This is a genomic window from Shewanella carassii, assembly GCF_002777975.1.
Lineage (GTDB): Bacteria > Pseudomonadota > Gammaproteobacteria > Enterobacterales > Shewanellaceae > Shewanella > Shewanella carassii.
The window spans coordinates 24,810-37,404 of the sequence record NZ_NGVS01000031.1 but is presented as its reverse complement, the minus strand read 5'-3'; the positions used below and the strand labels follow the sequence as shown (position 1 = coordinate 37,404).

At 57.2% G+C, this 12,595-nt stretch carries 12 protein-coding genes; 10 read left to right on the top strand and 2 right to left on the bottom strand.

Features of this window, described 5'->3' with window-relative positions:
* Window positions 1-47 precede the first annotated feature (47 nt).
* Window positions 48-2,093: a TonB-dependent receptor gene (locus tag CBE72_RS14965; protein WP_100144623.1), complete on the top strand. Its 2,046-nt coding sequence runs from the start codon at window positions 48-50 to the stop codon at window positions 2,091-2,093.
* A gap of 120 nt (window positions 2,094-2,213) precedes the next feature.
* Here CBE72_RS14965 and CBE72_RS14960 read toward each other — a convergent pair whose 3' ends face one another.
* Both CBE72_RS14960 and CBE72_RS14955 read right to left on the bottom strand, forming a co-directional pair.
* Window positions 2,214-2,744: a response regulator transcription factor gene (locus tag CBE72_RS14960; RefSeq protein WP_100144621.1), complete on the bottom strand. Its 531-nt coding sequence runs from the start codon at window positions 2,742-2,744 to the stop codon at window positions 2,214-2,216.
* On the bottom strand, window positions 2,741-4,033 hold the full coding sequence (locus CBE72_RS14955) for a sensor histidine kinase (RefSeq protein ID WP_373289263.1): 1,293 nt from the start codon (window positions 4,031-4,033) through the stop codon (window positions 2,741-2,743). The genes CBE72_RS14960 and CBE72_RS14955 overlap by 4 nt, the downstream gene beginning before the upstream one ends.
* Before the next feature lie 213 nt (window positions 4,034-4,246).
* On the opposite strand from CBE72_RS14955, the gene CBE72_RS14950 reads away from it, so the two are divergent.
* From CBE72_RS14950 to ureG, 9 genes are all read left to right on the top strand, one after another.
* A complete protein-coding gene (locus CBE72_RS14950; protein ID WP_100144619.1) occupies window positions 4,247-6,139 on the top strand; it encodes an alkaline phosphatase D family protein in 1,893 nt (630 codons plus the stop codon).
* 88 nt (window positions 6,140-6,227) lie between these two features.
* Window positions 6,228-7,130 (top strand): helix-turn-helix transcriptional regulator, encoded by a 903-nt coding sequence (locus tag CBE72_RS14945; protein ID WP_100144617.1) that lies wholly within the window; start codon window positions 6,228-6,230, stop codon window positions 7,128-7,130.
* Between the two features lie 215 nt (window positions 7,131-7,345).
* Window positions 7,346-8,191 (top strand): urease accessory protein UreD, encoded by an 846-nt coding sequence (locus CBE72_RS14940; protein WP_229671989.1) that lies wholly within the window; start codon window positions 7,346-7,348, stop codon window positions 8,189-8,191.
* A 15-nt stretch (window positions 8,192-8,206) separates the two neighbouring features.
* Window positions 8,207-8,509 carry an urease subunit gamma gene (ureA, locus tag CBE72_RS14935; protein WP_039033550.1) on the top strand — a complete coding sequence of 101 codons (303 nt, stop codon included), beginning with the start codon at window positions 8,207-8,209 and terminating at the stop codon, window positions 8,507-8,509.
* Window positions 8,510-8,522: 13 nt separating this feature from the next.
* Window positions 8,523-8,843, top strand: coding sequence for an urease subunit beta (locus CBE72_RS14930; protein WP_039033551.1), 321 nt, complete (start codon window positions 8,523-8,525; stop codon window positions 8,841-8,843).
* Window positions 8,840-10,543 (top strand): urease subunit alpha, encoded by a 1,704-nt coding sequence (gene ureC, locus CBE72_RS14925; protein ID WP_100144613.1) that lies wholly within the window; start codon window positions 8,840-8,842, stop codon window positions 10,541-10,543. Before CBE72_RS14930 ends, ureC begins: the two co-directional genes overlap by 4 nt.
* Window positions 10,544-10,578: 35 nt before the next feature.
* Window positions 10,579-11,133 (top strand): urease accessory protein UreE, encoded by a 555-nt coding sequence (ureE, locus tag CBE72_RS14920; protein WP_100144611.1) that lies wholly within the window; start codon window positions 10,579-10,581, stop codon window positions 11,131-11,133.
* Complete coding sequence (locus CBE72_RS14915) at window positions 11,087-11,866, top strand: urease accessory protein UreF (protein WP_308419686.1); 780 nt, start codon at window positions 11,087-11,089, stop codon at window positions 11,864-11,866. The genes ureE and CBE72_RS14915 overlap by 47 nt, the downstream gene beginning before the upstream one ends.
* A gap of 8 nt (window positions 11,867-11,874) precedes the next feature.
* The gene (gene ureG / locus CBE72_RS14910; protein ID WP_039033554.1) at window positions 11,875-12,495 is read left to right on the top strand and encodes an urease accessory protein UreG; all 621 of its coding nucleotides are present in this window, start codon (window positions 11,875-11,877) and stop codon (window positions 12,493-12,495) included.
* Window positions 12,496-12,595: the final 100 nt, after the last annotated feature.

The following is a 12,595-nucleotide window of genomic DNA, read 5'->3' as shown; positions in this document are numbered from 1 at the left end:
TCAGGCACAGAATGGGCCTCCTTCAAAACAACCAAAATCAATAAGATATGCGCTTTTATCCTTCGACTCTATATTTGGCTTTATTGCCTATTCTCGGCCTTGGCACCTCTGTCCAGGCCAGTGATTCTCCCATGGAAGTGCTGGTAGTACGCGGCAGTGTACAGAGCAGCGTACTGCATACCTCACCCGAAACGGCGTCTCCCAAGGCCGACATCAGCGGCTTACTAAGATCTCTTCCCGGCGCCAACGTTAACAGCAACGGCCCGCTGACCGGCATAGCTCAGTATCGTGGCCTTTTCGGTGACAGAGTGGAAACCCAGGTCGGCGGCATGAGCATGGCCGGAGCCGGCCCCAATGCCATGGATACCCCGCTGAGTTATGCCGTGCCGGTGATCACCGAGCAGTTAGAACTGGATCGCGGCATAGCCCCGGTAGCCAGCGGCGTCGATACCCTGGGTGGCAGCATCCGGGTCGTGGAATCTCAGGCGCGTTTCGATGAATTCAGCGGTCTGGTCAGCGGCCAATACCAGCACAATGGCGAGCAGAGCCGCATCGGCGTCAAGAGTAATTTCGGCGGCGAGCGCCAAGCGCTCATGCTGTATGGCGACATGTTCAAGGGCAATGATGTGCCCGAGAGTGGCGACAACCACCCCTTATTGCCAGGCGTCTACGACAAACAGGTATTCGGTGGTGAATACAGATTCAACCTGGCCGACAGCAGCGCCGATGACGAGTCGATAGCCTTCTCATTCCAACATTTGGAAACCACAGATGCCGCCACCCCGGCACTGCCGATGGATATCGGCTATATCCGCACCGACAGATTCAAACTCAGTGGCGAGCACCTGCTGGCCGATTGGCAGATGCGCTGGCACCTGGGCTACAGCGATGCCCGCCACGGCATGGACAACTTCAGCCTGCGGATGAAAAAGCCCACTGTGGCACCGCGTTATACCATAGCCGACTCCAAGAGTTTCGATGGCCATTGGCAACTTGCCAAAGATAGCTGGGAATTTGGCTTTGACTGGCGTCAGGCCGAGCATGACACCCTAATCACAGATCCGAGCAACAGCAAATTCCAGGTGGATAACTTCAACGGTGTCAACGACAGCGTTTACAGCCTCTACGCCCAATGGCAGCAGGAGTTTGGCCGCTGGAGCTGGCAACTGGGCAGCCGGGTAAAACACTACAGGTTTGATGCCGATGCCGTGAACCACTCTATGGCGGCCATGAAACCGGCAATCAAGACCCTGATGGACAGATTCAACCAGGCCGATCGCAGCCAAAACGATACCGGGCTGGACTTGGTGATCAACGGCCGCTTTGAAATCGACAATGAGCTGGATGCCATTATCGGCCTGGCGCGCAAACAGGCCAGTGCCAGCTACCAACAGCGTTACCTATGGGTGCCGATGCAATCCACCGGCGGGCTGGCCGATGGCCGTACCTATGTGGGCCAGATGGACTTAGATCTGGAAACCGCTTGGCAGCTGGAACTGGGACTGGATTTACACCGCCAGGATTTCAGTCTGACCCCTAGGGTATTTGTCCAAAGGATCGACAACTATATCCAGGGCCTCCCCACGGATGACCCGGCCATTATCGCCGCCGGAGACGCCAACACCTTGGTGTTCAGCAATACCGATGCCCTGCTCTACGGCATGGATGTCAACGCCCGCTGGCAACTGCATGAACAGTGGAGTCTGGATCTGCAGGCGGCCTATACCTATGGCGAACGCCGCGACGTGGAAGACAAACTCTACCGTATCGCCCCGCCCAACCTGACCCTGGGCCTCAACTGGGATCAAGGCAGCTGGTTTGCCCGCCTGGAGACAGTAGCGGTTGCCGCCCAGGACAAGGTCTCGGCCACTCAGCTGGAGCAGGAAACTGCAGGCTATGGCTTAGTCAATATGGCGGCCGGTTACCGCGGTGACAGCTTTATGCTCAAGCTTGGGGTAGACAACCTGCTGGACAGAGAATATGTCGACCATCTCGCCGGTTATAACCGGGTGATGGGCGGTGATATTGCGGTAGGCGAGCGTTTGCCACAACCCGGTCTCAACGCCTGGGTCATGGGCGAGTACCGTTTTTAAGGGAGTCCTGACTGACGCCCACTTCCGGGTTCATCCTCTTCGTGCTCCCGCAGGCCTTAGAGATATCCACTGCTATTGAACCTGCCCGGCCTTTTCTCGTCTCGAAAGGCCGGGATTTTTTTAGGCAACAGGTTTCTTGGCCAACTTGCGTTGCAAAGTACGTCTGTGCATCCCCAACTGGCGAGCGGTGGCCGAAACATTCCCCTTATTAGCATTGAGTACCTGCTGAATGTGTTCCCACTCCAACCGCTTGGGGTGTAACGGGGTTTCGTCCGGCAACGGCTGGACAATGTTAGGCTCGGGGTCGACATGAAGCGCCGCCAGAAGGGTCTGGGTATCGGCCGGCTTGGCCAGATAGTTATCGGCCCCCAGTTTGACCGCCTCTACCGCAGTGGCGATACTGGCAAAGCCTGTGAGCAGCACGATACAGGCCTTGGGCAGGCTGGCTCGCAGCGGCACAATCAGATTTAGGCCATTGCTTTGCGCCAACTTCATATCCAGCAATACATGGCTCGGCTGCCAACTGCGGGCGCTGAGCAACGCTTGACTGGCCTCTTCGGCATGGCAGCATTCAAAACCGTACCTCTGCATGCGCCGTTTCAAAATGGCAGCCAATGCCAAGTCATCTTCAATGATCAACAGTCGCTTCATGCCGGTTTTCCCACAGTGGCAGCGAGAGGCTGTAAGGGCAGACTGACGCGCGCTTCACAACCCTGGGGGCCGTTTTGGAGGATCAATTGACCACCTAACCTTTCTAGGCTGGCGTGGCTCAATAGTACGGCAACCCCCATGCCGGTGCGGCTCGCCACCGGCATCAGCCCGAGTTCCCCCAAGAGATGCGCCTCTATGCCGCGACCATAATCCTTGATGCGGATCTCCAGTTGGGTCTCAGTGGCAGCTTCAAAACCGATTTCAACTTTAGGTACATTGATATTACCGAGGCTAGCCTTGGCGGCGTTATCCACCAGCGCCAGTAAAGCCGGTAACAAGCTGGCATCTGTGATAATTTCACGTTCAGTCAGGCCAGCGGGCAGGGTAAGGCTAAAATCCACCTCGGGCATCAGCAGCATCAGCTGTTGGCGCATGTTGTGTCCCAGGTCATCTAAACTGATGAGCTGACGACGGCGCTCTCGAATCGATTCAGTGGCATTCCGAAGCTCATTGAGTGTAACCTCACAGCGGGCCAGAGCCTGGCCCATCTGTTCGAGTGCCTCCCTATCTGCGCCCTCTTCCATGACTTCGTCCAACAATAATCTGAGACTGGCTAGTGGAGTCGCCAACTGGTGTGCCATCTGCGCCGAAGCCGTGCCCAGCGCCAACAGCTGTTCTTGCCGCAGCTGATTTTCCCTCAGCCAACCGAGCTCAGTATCCTGACGCCGCAGACGGCGGCTTATCAAGGCGACACTGGTAGTCAACACCAATGCCGACACCACAAAATTGAGCCACATCCCCAGAAAGTGTGAGCTCATATCCATGCCGTGATGGCGCACATGACCTTCCGGCAGGCTTAAGATCATCAGGCTATAGGCCAGGGTCGACAGCGCCGCCAGGCTCCAACTGCCCCAGGCGGGTAAGGTGACCGCCGCCAGCGCAATCGGCACCAGCAACAACGAAATAAAGGCATTGGTGGCGCCACCGGAAAACCATAACCAGGAGATCCAGAACAGGGTATCCAGCAACAGGGCGATGAAGATACCGGCACTCTGACGATAGAGGGGATGGCGCAGCCACAGGGTCAGGGCCAGATAGGCGCTTTCAAGCCCCAGGATCCACGTCAAGGGTTCGGGTTGTGGCGTCAGGCCAAAGGCATCACTGCCAAACAGAGTCAGCCCCAGCTGCAATATCAGCCCTAATCCTCTCAGCAACGCCAGCTGATCCGCCGCCGCCAGGCCGCCGGTTCGGCCAAACAGCCCATCCATCCCCAGCAACACTTTTTTCATGAATCACTCATCCCAATCTGGCAAAAGTATCAGACCGGCATCCATGGTAAGCCCGCCTTGAAATTCCAAGACTCAAAATTGGAAACACCTGCCATTGACATTTTTGCAACACATTAACAAGGCTTCACATTCTAGGGGCTTTTCAAAGCCAAAGCACTTGTTTACCCTGTGGATTCACCCTTTTTCATTCCTGAGAGGCTGCAAAATCCGCCGATGACCACTTCCTCTTCCTTGCCGCTGATCTTGGCCGGCCCGATATTGCGTCACTGCGACCGGGACCATTTCACCCTCTGGTGGGTCAGCAGCAAACCGTTGAGCCCAAAATTGACGCTTAAGTTGAGTCACAAGTCGGCGCCCTTACCGCTGAATGAAGAACAAGTGCACCGAGTGCAACTGGGCGAACATGCCTGGCAGTATCTGCTGCATCTGGAGGTTCCCGGATTGCTGCCCCAAGGGCAAGCCGTGGGTTATAGCCTGGAAGATGCCGATGGTAAGTATCTGTTCGCCGGTATCGACGGCCTATGTTATCCGGGCAAATCCACTCCCGAACTGGTGCTGCAGCCCGGGCTGGATCGTTTGCTGCACGGCTCCTGTCGCAACCCGCATCATCACAGCGGCGATGCACTGGTGGCGGCCGATACTCTGCTGGAACAGAACAATGCCCCGGCCGAGCGCCCGGCGCTGTTGATGCTAAGCGGCGATCAGCTCTATGTCGATGATGTGGCTGGCCCCACCCTGGTGGCCATTGCCCAGGTAATCGCATTGCTGGGACTGAAACAGGAAAGCTTTAGTGACGCCCCGCTCAAGGACTCGACACAGATAGACTATGGTCCAGACTCTCTCTACCAAAGGCCGAAACAGCTCTTGCCCCGTACCCAATATCCGGGCAAAACCTTCATCTGGCGCTGGTATATCAATCACCCCATATTCACCTCTTCGATGGCTGAAAACCATCTGCTGAGCTTCGCCGAAGTCACTGCCCTGTATCTGCTGATCTGGTCACCGGAACTGTGGCAGCAACTGGAACTGCCGCAGCAGTTACCCGGGCTGACCGGCAAACGGGCACAGGAGTGGCAGACCCAGTGGCAACATCTGTTGGAGTTCAAGGCGGGCCTTAGCAAGGTCAGGCGCCTTTTGGCGCATCTGCCCACCTATATGATCTTCGACGATCATGACATCACCGACGACTGGAACCTGACCGCCCGCTGGGAAGAGGCCGCCTATGGTCACGCCTTCTCCAAGCGCATCATAGGCAATGCCTTGCTGGGTTACACCCTGTTTCAGGCCCTTGGCAATCAACCCAAGAGGTTTACCGACTTTTTCGAAGAGCTGAGCGGCCTCTATCTGGCCGACAGCGAGCGCCAGGATGCCCTGATAGACAAGCTGCTCAAGTGTGAAAACTGGCACTACACCCTGGATACTCAGCCCAGAATGGTGGTACTGGATACCCGTACCCGCCGCTGGCGCAGCGAATCCAACCTGGCCAAGCCTTCCGGATTGATGGATTGGGAGGCGTTGATGGATCTGCAGCAGGCACTGCTGGGGCAGGATAAGGTCATCATAGTGTCGGCGGCACCGATTTTCGGGGTCAAGCTGATTGAGGCGGTGCAGCGCACGGCCACCCTGATCGGAGCTTCGCTGCTGGTGGATGCCGAAAACTGGATGGCGCACCCTGGCGCCGCCAACGCCCTGCTGTCGATCTTCATGCACAGACGTACCCCGCAGGAGTTTGTGATCCTCTCCGGCGATGTGCACTACTCCTTTGCTTATGACATAGGGATCCGCTTTCGCCGTGCCAGTCCCAACATCTACCAGATCACCGCCAGCGGCATCAAAAATCAGTTTCCGGAAAAGCTGCTGCCTGTATTTGATAAGCTCAACGGCTGGCTCTATGGTCATTTCTCGCCGCTCAATCTGCTGACCAAACGCAAACGCATGTCGATCCGCGGCCGCCGCCCCAATGGAGCCCCCAGCAAGCGCCTGGTCAACCAAAGCGGTATCGGCCTCCTGGAACTGGCAGAAAACGGCGCCCCCAAGCGGATAGCCGTACTGCACGCCGATATGAGCCTGACCGAGTTTCAAGCCCCCAAAGACAGCCGCGACTGAAGCCTGGAGAGCGGATTTTATTCTGCCCGGCTTTGTGACAAGCCGGCTCAGGTTATAATACAGGCATTCATCCCGGGCAAGACTCACGATGCAATACCGACATATCGACTCATCCAGACATTTAGAACTGCGCGAATTTTATATAGATAACGCGCTTTTGGTGCGTCTGCACTCCGCTCATGGCTGGGTCAGTATCAATGGTGAGCGACTGAACGTGAACCAGGATACTCTGCTGATCATTCCCCGTTTTGCCCACATCTCCTGTCATATAGAAGCGGCGCAGCAACCGCTGACGCTACAAACGCTGACGCTGGATGAAACTTTGCTGGAAGAGTTGGCCGTCGACTATCTGCCAGGCCAGTGTCAGACAGATGGTCACTATCGCCGCTACGCCCTGAATACGCCGGATGCCGCCAGAGACAACTTTGAACTGCTGCGGCTCACCCATGAACTGGTGAGCCCAACCCCCCAGGCCCCCTGTCTGCTACGCCAATGTCAGTATTTTATCCTCAAGGCGATACTGGCCGCCGGAGTCGATCTGTTCAATACCCTCAGAGTCAAATATGACGAACCCAGGGAAAGAGCGCTGGCACGCCTGATCATGACAGATCCCGGTCATAAATGGACCCTGGAACAAGTCGCCGCCCGTCTGTATACCAGCCCGGCCACACTCAGGCGTCACTTGCAACAGGAAGGCTACAGTTTCAGTAAGTTATTGCTGGAAGTGCGCATGGGGGTGGCTCTCAACTATTTGACCTTCACCGACTTCCCGGTCAGCCGGGTCAGCAAGCTGTCCGGGTTTCACAGCCCGGCCTATTTCTGCGACAAGTTCAAGCAGCATCAGGGAATGACCCCACTGCAGTTTCGCAGTCATTCCCGCAGCGGCAACGACATTCTGGCGCTGTTTGCCCTCAAGGATAGCGGCTCACCTGGGCACAGACGTCCATCACTGGTGCTGGCAGAACCTCCGGAAACAACAACTGCGAAATAAAATGAGCAGATAACGAAATGAATTCGCTTGGGCGACTCTTGTCGCCATGCTTGACAGCTCCTATGATCTCCGGCGTCCGTCGACCTTTCTCTCTTCGCCCTACCGCTTAGTTTTCTGCGGTGCATCCAGGGCGTGGTCGACGCCGAACTGATCGAAATCGAGTCCAACTTTCAAACAACTAGATGCCTTTTGACAATTCCTGGGCAGGGGTAAGTGTGTCTGTAATTCCTGTAACGCATGCCAACTGGCGTGCCCGACTCTATCTGCGCTATGGCCCCAGACGGGGGCAAACCCGGCTGCTGCAAAGGGAACAATTTGGTCCCTTGCTGGTGCAACGCCCGTTTCAGGCCGAAGCCGGGGTCTGCCACACCTATCTATTACATCCACCGGGCGGTGTAGTCGGCGGCGACCAGCTGCAAATTATTATCGCCGCCGACAGCGGTGCCCACAGCCTGGTAACCACTCCGGGCGCCGGTAAGTTTTACCGCAGCGGCGGCCAATATGCGGCTCAGCAACTGCAACTGCAAGTGGCCGATGGCGCCCTGCTGGAATGGCTGCCCCAGGAAACCCTGTTTTTCCCCGGTGCCTGTGCCCGCCTGGAAACCCGCATAGAGCTGGTCACAGGTGCACGCTTCATCGGCTGGGAGATGCTCTGCTTCGGTCGCCCTGTGCTCAAGGAATGCTTCAGCCATGGCGATATTCGCGGCCGCAGCCAAATTTATCTGGATGGCGAGCTGCGCCTGTCCGAAGGCCTGTTGGTGCAGCAGGCCGGCAACCCAGAGCAGTTGGCGGGATTGCAAACCTATCCCATGCAGGGCAACTGCTACGTTTTCCCCGCCGATGCGCAGTTGCTGGCGTTGGTACGCCAGGCATTGACGACCTTCGCCGCAGGCACAAACGACTTTGAATACGGTGCCACCCTGGTAGACGGCATTCTTTGTATCCGTTTGCTGGGACACCAAACCGAAGTGCTGATGACGGCCTTGATTGCCGTCTGGCAACAGATCCACCAACACTGGCACGGACTTCTGCCGCAGCCGCCAAGGATTTGGGCGACCTGATAGCGAGACCAGAAGATGGAATTGACCCCAAGAGAAAAAGACAAACTGTTGTTGTTCACCGCCGGGCTGGTGGCTGAACGTCGCCGGGCCCGTGGCCTGAAGCTGAACTACCCGGAAGCGGTAGCCCTGATCTCCTGTGAAATCATGGAGCGGGCCCGCGACGGCAAGACGGTGGCCGAATTGATGAACTACGGCCGCACCATACTCAGTGCCGAGGATGTGATGGAGGGCGTCCCCGAGATGATCAGCGACATTCAGGTGGAATGCACCTTCCCCGATGGCACCAAGTTGGTGTCGATCCACGAACCGATAATCTAATTGGAGGCAGCGGATGATCCCGGGCGAATACCGCCTCAATGAGGCTCTGGGCGACATTGAAATCAATACTGGCCTGCCCAAGTTGAAAATTTCGGTGGCTAATCTGGGCGACAGGCCAATTCAGGTCGGCTCGCATTTCCACTTTTACGAGGTCAACCCCCAACTGGCGTTCGAGCGCGAGCAAACCAAGGGGTTAAGGCTAAATATTCCGGCTGGCATGGCGATCCGTTTCGAGCCCGGCCAGCAAAGAACCGTGGAGCTGGTGCCCTTTGGCGGTCGCCGGGCCATCTATGGTTTTCGCGGCGCCATCATGGGCGCACTGGAGGCAAAATGAGCAAGTTATCACGACGGGCCTACGCCGACATGTATGGCCCAACCAAGGGCGACCGAGTACGGCTGGCCGACACTGAGCTCTTCCTCGAAGTAGAGCAGGATTACTGCCGTTATGGCGAAGAGGTCAAGTTCGGTGGCGGCAAGGTGATCCGCGATGGCATGGGTCAGAGCCAGGCACTGGCGGCCGACTGTGTCGACTTGGTGATCACCAACGCCCTGATCTTGGATTACTGGGGCATAGTCAAGGCAGACATAGGCATTAAAGACGGCCGCATTCAGGCCATAGGCAAGGCCGGTAACCCGGATGTGCAGGATGGTGTCAACATAGTGGTTGGCCCGGCAACCGAAGTGGTGGCCGGTGAAGGCAAGCTGGTCACCGCCGGTGGGGTGGATACCCATATCCACTTTATCTGCCCACAACAGGCCGAAGAAGGTTTGGTCAGTGGCGTCACCACTTTTATCGGTGGCGGCACAGGGCCTGTGGCCGGCAGTAACGCCACCACAGTCACTCCAGGGATCTGGAACATGCACCGGATGCTGGAAGCCGTGGACTCACTGCCAATCAACATAGGCCTGTTCGCCAAGGGCAATGTCAGCAATAAGGAAGCACTGCGGGAACAGATAGCGGCCGGAGCCATGGGCTTCAAGATCCACGAGGACTGGGGGGCTACACCAGCCGCCATAGATCATTGCCTGCAGGTGGCCGATGAGATGGATGTGCAGGTAGCCATTCACTCGGACACACTCAACGAAGCCGGTTTCTATGAAGAAACCATTAAGGCGATCGATGGCCGGGTCATTCATGTGTTTCACACCGAAGGCGCCGGTGGCGGCCATGCCCCGGATGTGATCAAGTCAGTGGGAGAAGCCAATATTCTACCGGCCTCTACCAATCCCACCATGCCTTACACTGTCAACACAGTGGATGAGCACTTGGATATGCTGATGGTCTGTCATCACCTGGATCCGGCCATTGCCGAAGATGTGGCCTTTGCCGAGTCGCGCATTCGCCGTGAGACCATAGCCGCCGAGGACATACTGCATGATCTCGGAGCCATCTCAGTGATGTCCTCCGACTCCCAGGCCATGGGCCGGGTCGGGGAAGTGATAATGCGTACCTGGCAGTGTGCCCACAAGATGAAGCTGCAGCGCGGGCCTCTGGCGGGAGACACGGAGCACAACGACAACCAGCGCATTAAACGCTATCTGGCCAAGTACACCATCAACCCGGCGATCGCCCATGGCATAGCCCATGAGGTGGGTTCGATAGAGCCGGGCAAATTGGCCGATATCGTGCTCTGGGATCCGGCATTTTTCGGGGTTAAACCTGCGCTGGTGCTCAAGTGTGGCCTGACAGCCTATGCCCCTATGGGCGACATTAATGCAGCCATCCCCACCCCGCAACCCGTGCACTATCGCCCCATGTATGCCTGTTTTGGCCAGGCGCTGCACAGCAGCTCCATGCTGTTTCTGTCCAAAGCGGCCATCGCAGCGGATATACCAGGTAAGTTGGGGCTCAAGAGTCGCATAGGTGAAGTGAGGGGCTGTCGCAACATAAGTAAAAAACAGATGCTGCATAACGACTATACCCCGGAGATCCAACTGGATTCCCAAACCTATGAGGTCAAGGCCGATGGTATGCCGCTGGTGTGTGAACCGGCCACTGAGTTGCCCATGACCCAGCGTTACTTCCTGTTCTGATATTCGGGCCTTGAAACCAAGAGGAGCAAGTTTAGATGATCCATTTTTGTCAACGCCTGGAAGCCGATGAATGCCAACAGCCCCCAACACTGCAGCTTTGGCTGTCGATGGATGAGCGGGTTCGCAGCCGCCAAAGAGTGACCTTGAGTGACGGCAGCGAAGCCGGGTTGTTTTTGCCACGCGGTACTGTCCTCAAAGAGGGCGATATACTCAAGGCGGAAACGGGCGAGTTGGCCAAGGTTTGTGCCAAGGCCGAGAACCTGTCTGTGGTCAGCAGTTCAGACCCACTGCTGCTGGCTCGTGCCTGCTATCACCTGGGGAATCGTCATGTGCCGCTGCAGATAACCCAAGGCCAATGCTGTTACCTGCACGATCATGTTCTGGACGAGATGATTAAGGGACTCGGACTCACGGTCAGCTATCGCCAGGACAAGTTCCAACCCGAGGCGGGGGCCTATGGTGGCAGTGCCCACGGCCATAGTCACGGCCATAGTCACGGTAATAGTCACGCTCATAGTCACGCCAATAGCCACGCCAATAGTCATGGGCACTCTCACGGACATGATCACGACCACAGCCATGACCACTAATATCTGCCCAGGCCGGGTTCCAGCCCATGGGCAGCAGTGCCTTGAGCCTCAGACCAAGGCCCCCGGCGAGCTTGGCCGCTTGCGCCTCTATCAGTTGGTGAGTCCGTCTCTGCCTGTGGGGGGCTTTACCTATTCCCAAGGACTGGAATGGGCCATAGAGCGGGGCTGGGTTAAAGACCCTGTCACCCTGGGACACTGGCTGCGAAACCAACTTAAAGACAGCCTGGCCACCTTGGAGCTGCCCTTGCTGATGCGTCTGTGTCAGGCGCTGGCGCAGGAACACGTCTCTGCGGCGAGCGACTATTGCCGCCTACTGCTGGCCAGTCGCGAAACAGCAGAACTAAGGCAGGAAGAACGCCAGCGCGGTCAGGCCTTTGCCAAACTGCTGCCACAACTGGGGATCCCACTTGCGTCCGAGGAACGGGAACTGGTGCTGCAAACCCAATTGGCGGCCTTTGCCCTCGCAGCCAAACACTGGCAACTGCCGACATATGAACTGTGCGAGGCCTATTGCTGGAGCTGGCTCGAAAATGCCGTCACTGCCGGCGTCAAGCTGATCCCTCTGGGACAGAGCGCCGGTCAGCAGCTGTTGCTGCAACTGAGCGCCGAGATCCCCGAGGCGCTGCAAAAGGCGCAAGACTGGCCCGAGGCCGATATCGGCAGCTATACCCCGGCGCTGGCCATTGCCAGTGCCCGCCATGAAACCCAATACACCCGACTGTTTCGTTCATGAGAGAAAATATGCAAACAACCAAACAACCTTTGCGCATAGGCGTTGGCGGCCCCGTTGGTTCGGGCAAGACAGCACTGCTGGAAGTCCTGTGCAAGGCGATGCGTGACAACTACAACCTGGCCGTGGTCACCAACGATATCTATACCCAGGAAGACGCCAAAATTCTCACCCGCGCCGAGGCCTTGAGCGCCGACCGCATCATAGGCGTGGAAACCGGTGGCTGCCCCCATACGGCAATTCGCGAAGACGCCTCTATGAATCTCGCGGCAGTGGAAGAACTGACGGCGCGCCATCCCGGCCTGGATCTGGTCTTTGTCGAGAGTGGTGGCGACAACCTCAGTGCCACCTTCAGCCCGGAACTGGCAGATCTGACCATCTATGTAATAGATGTGGCCGAGGGCGAGAAGATCCCCCGTAAGGGCGGCCCGGGCATTACCCGCTCCGATCTGCTGGTGATCAACAAGATAGATTTGGCGCCCTATGTCGGTGCCTCGCTGGAAGTGATGGCCGAAGATACCGCCAGAATGCGCCCCAACAAGCCTTGGGTATTTAGCAACCTCAAGCAGGGGCAAGGGGTGGCTGAAATCATCGACTTCATTGTCACCCAAGGCATGCTGGATCAGCACTGAGCCTGAGCAGTGCCTGCCACCTGGGCAGGCACTGTTTTTGATATCCAGTCCATTAGGTGGCACGCCGACCGGCTTGTGGCATACTCAGGCGAAACCACCT

Bases quoted from the DNA above. Each gene is read 5' to 3' on its own strand.
- CBE72_RS14965 (WP_100144623.1), top strand. From the start codon at position 48: ATGCGCTTTTATCCTTCGACTCTATATTTGGCTTTATTGCCTATTCTC.
- CBE72_RS14960 (WP_100144621.1), bottom strand. From the start codon at position 2,744: ATGAAGCGACTGTTGATCATTGAAGATGACTTGGCATTGGCTGCCATT.
- CBE72_RS14955 (WP_373289263.1), bottom strand. From the start codon at position 4,033: ATGAAAAAAGTGTTGCTGGGGATGGATGGGCTGTTTGGCCGAACCGGC.
- CBE72_RS14950 (WP_100144619.1), top strand. From the start codon at position 4,247: ATGACCACTTCCTCTTCCTTGCCGCTGATCTTGGCCGGCCCGATATTG.
- CBE72_RS14945 (WP_100144617.1), top strand. From the start codon at position 6,228: ATGCAATACCGACATATCGACTCATCCAGACATTTAGAACTGCGCGAA.
- ureA (WP_039033550.1), top strand. From the start codon at position 8,207: ATGGAATTGACCCCAAGAGAAAAAGACAAACTGTTGTTGTTCACCGCC.
- CBE72_RS14930 (WP_039033551.1), top strand. From the start codon at position 8,523: ATGATCCCGGGCGAATACCGCCTCAATGAGGCTCTGGGCGACATTGAA.
- ureC (WP_100144613.1), top strand. From the start codon at position 8,840: ATGAGCAAGTTATCACGACGGGCCTACGCCGACATGTATGGCCCAACC.
- ureE (WP_100144611.1), top strand. From the start codon at position 10,579: ATGATCCATTTTTGTCAACGCCTGGAAGCCGATGAATGCCAACAGCCC.
- CBE72_RS14915 (WP_308419686.1), top strand. From the start codon at position 11,087: ATGGGCACTCTCACGGACATGATCACGACCACAGCCATGACCACTAAT.
- ureG (WP_039033554.1), top strand. From the start codon at position 11,875: ATGCAAACAACCAAACAACCTTTGCGCATAGGCGTTGGCGGCCCCGTT.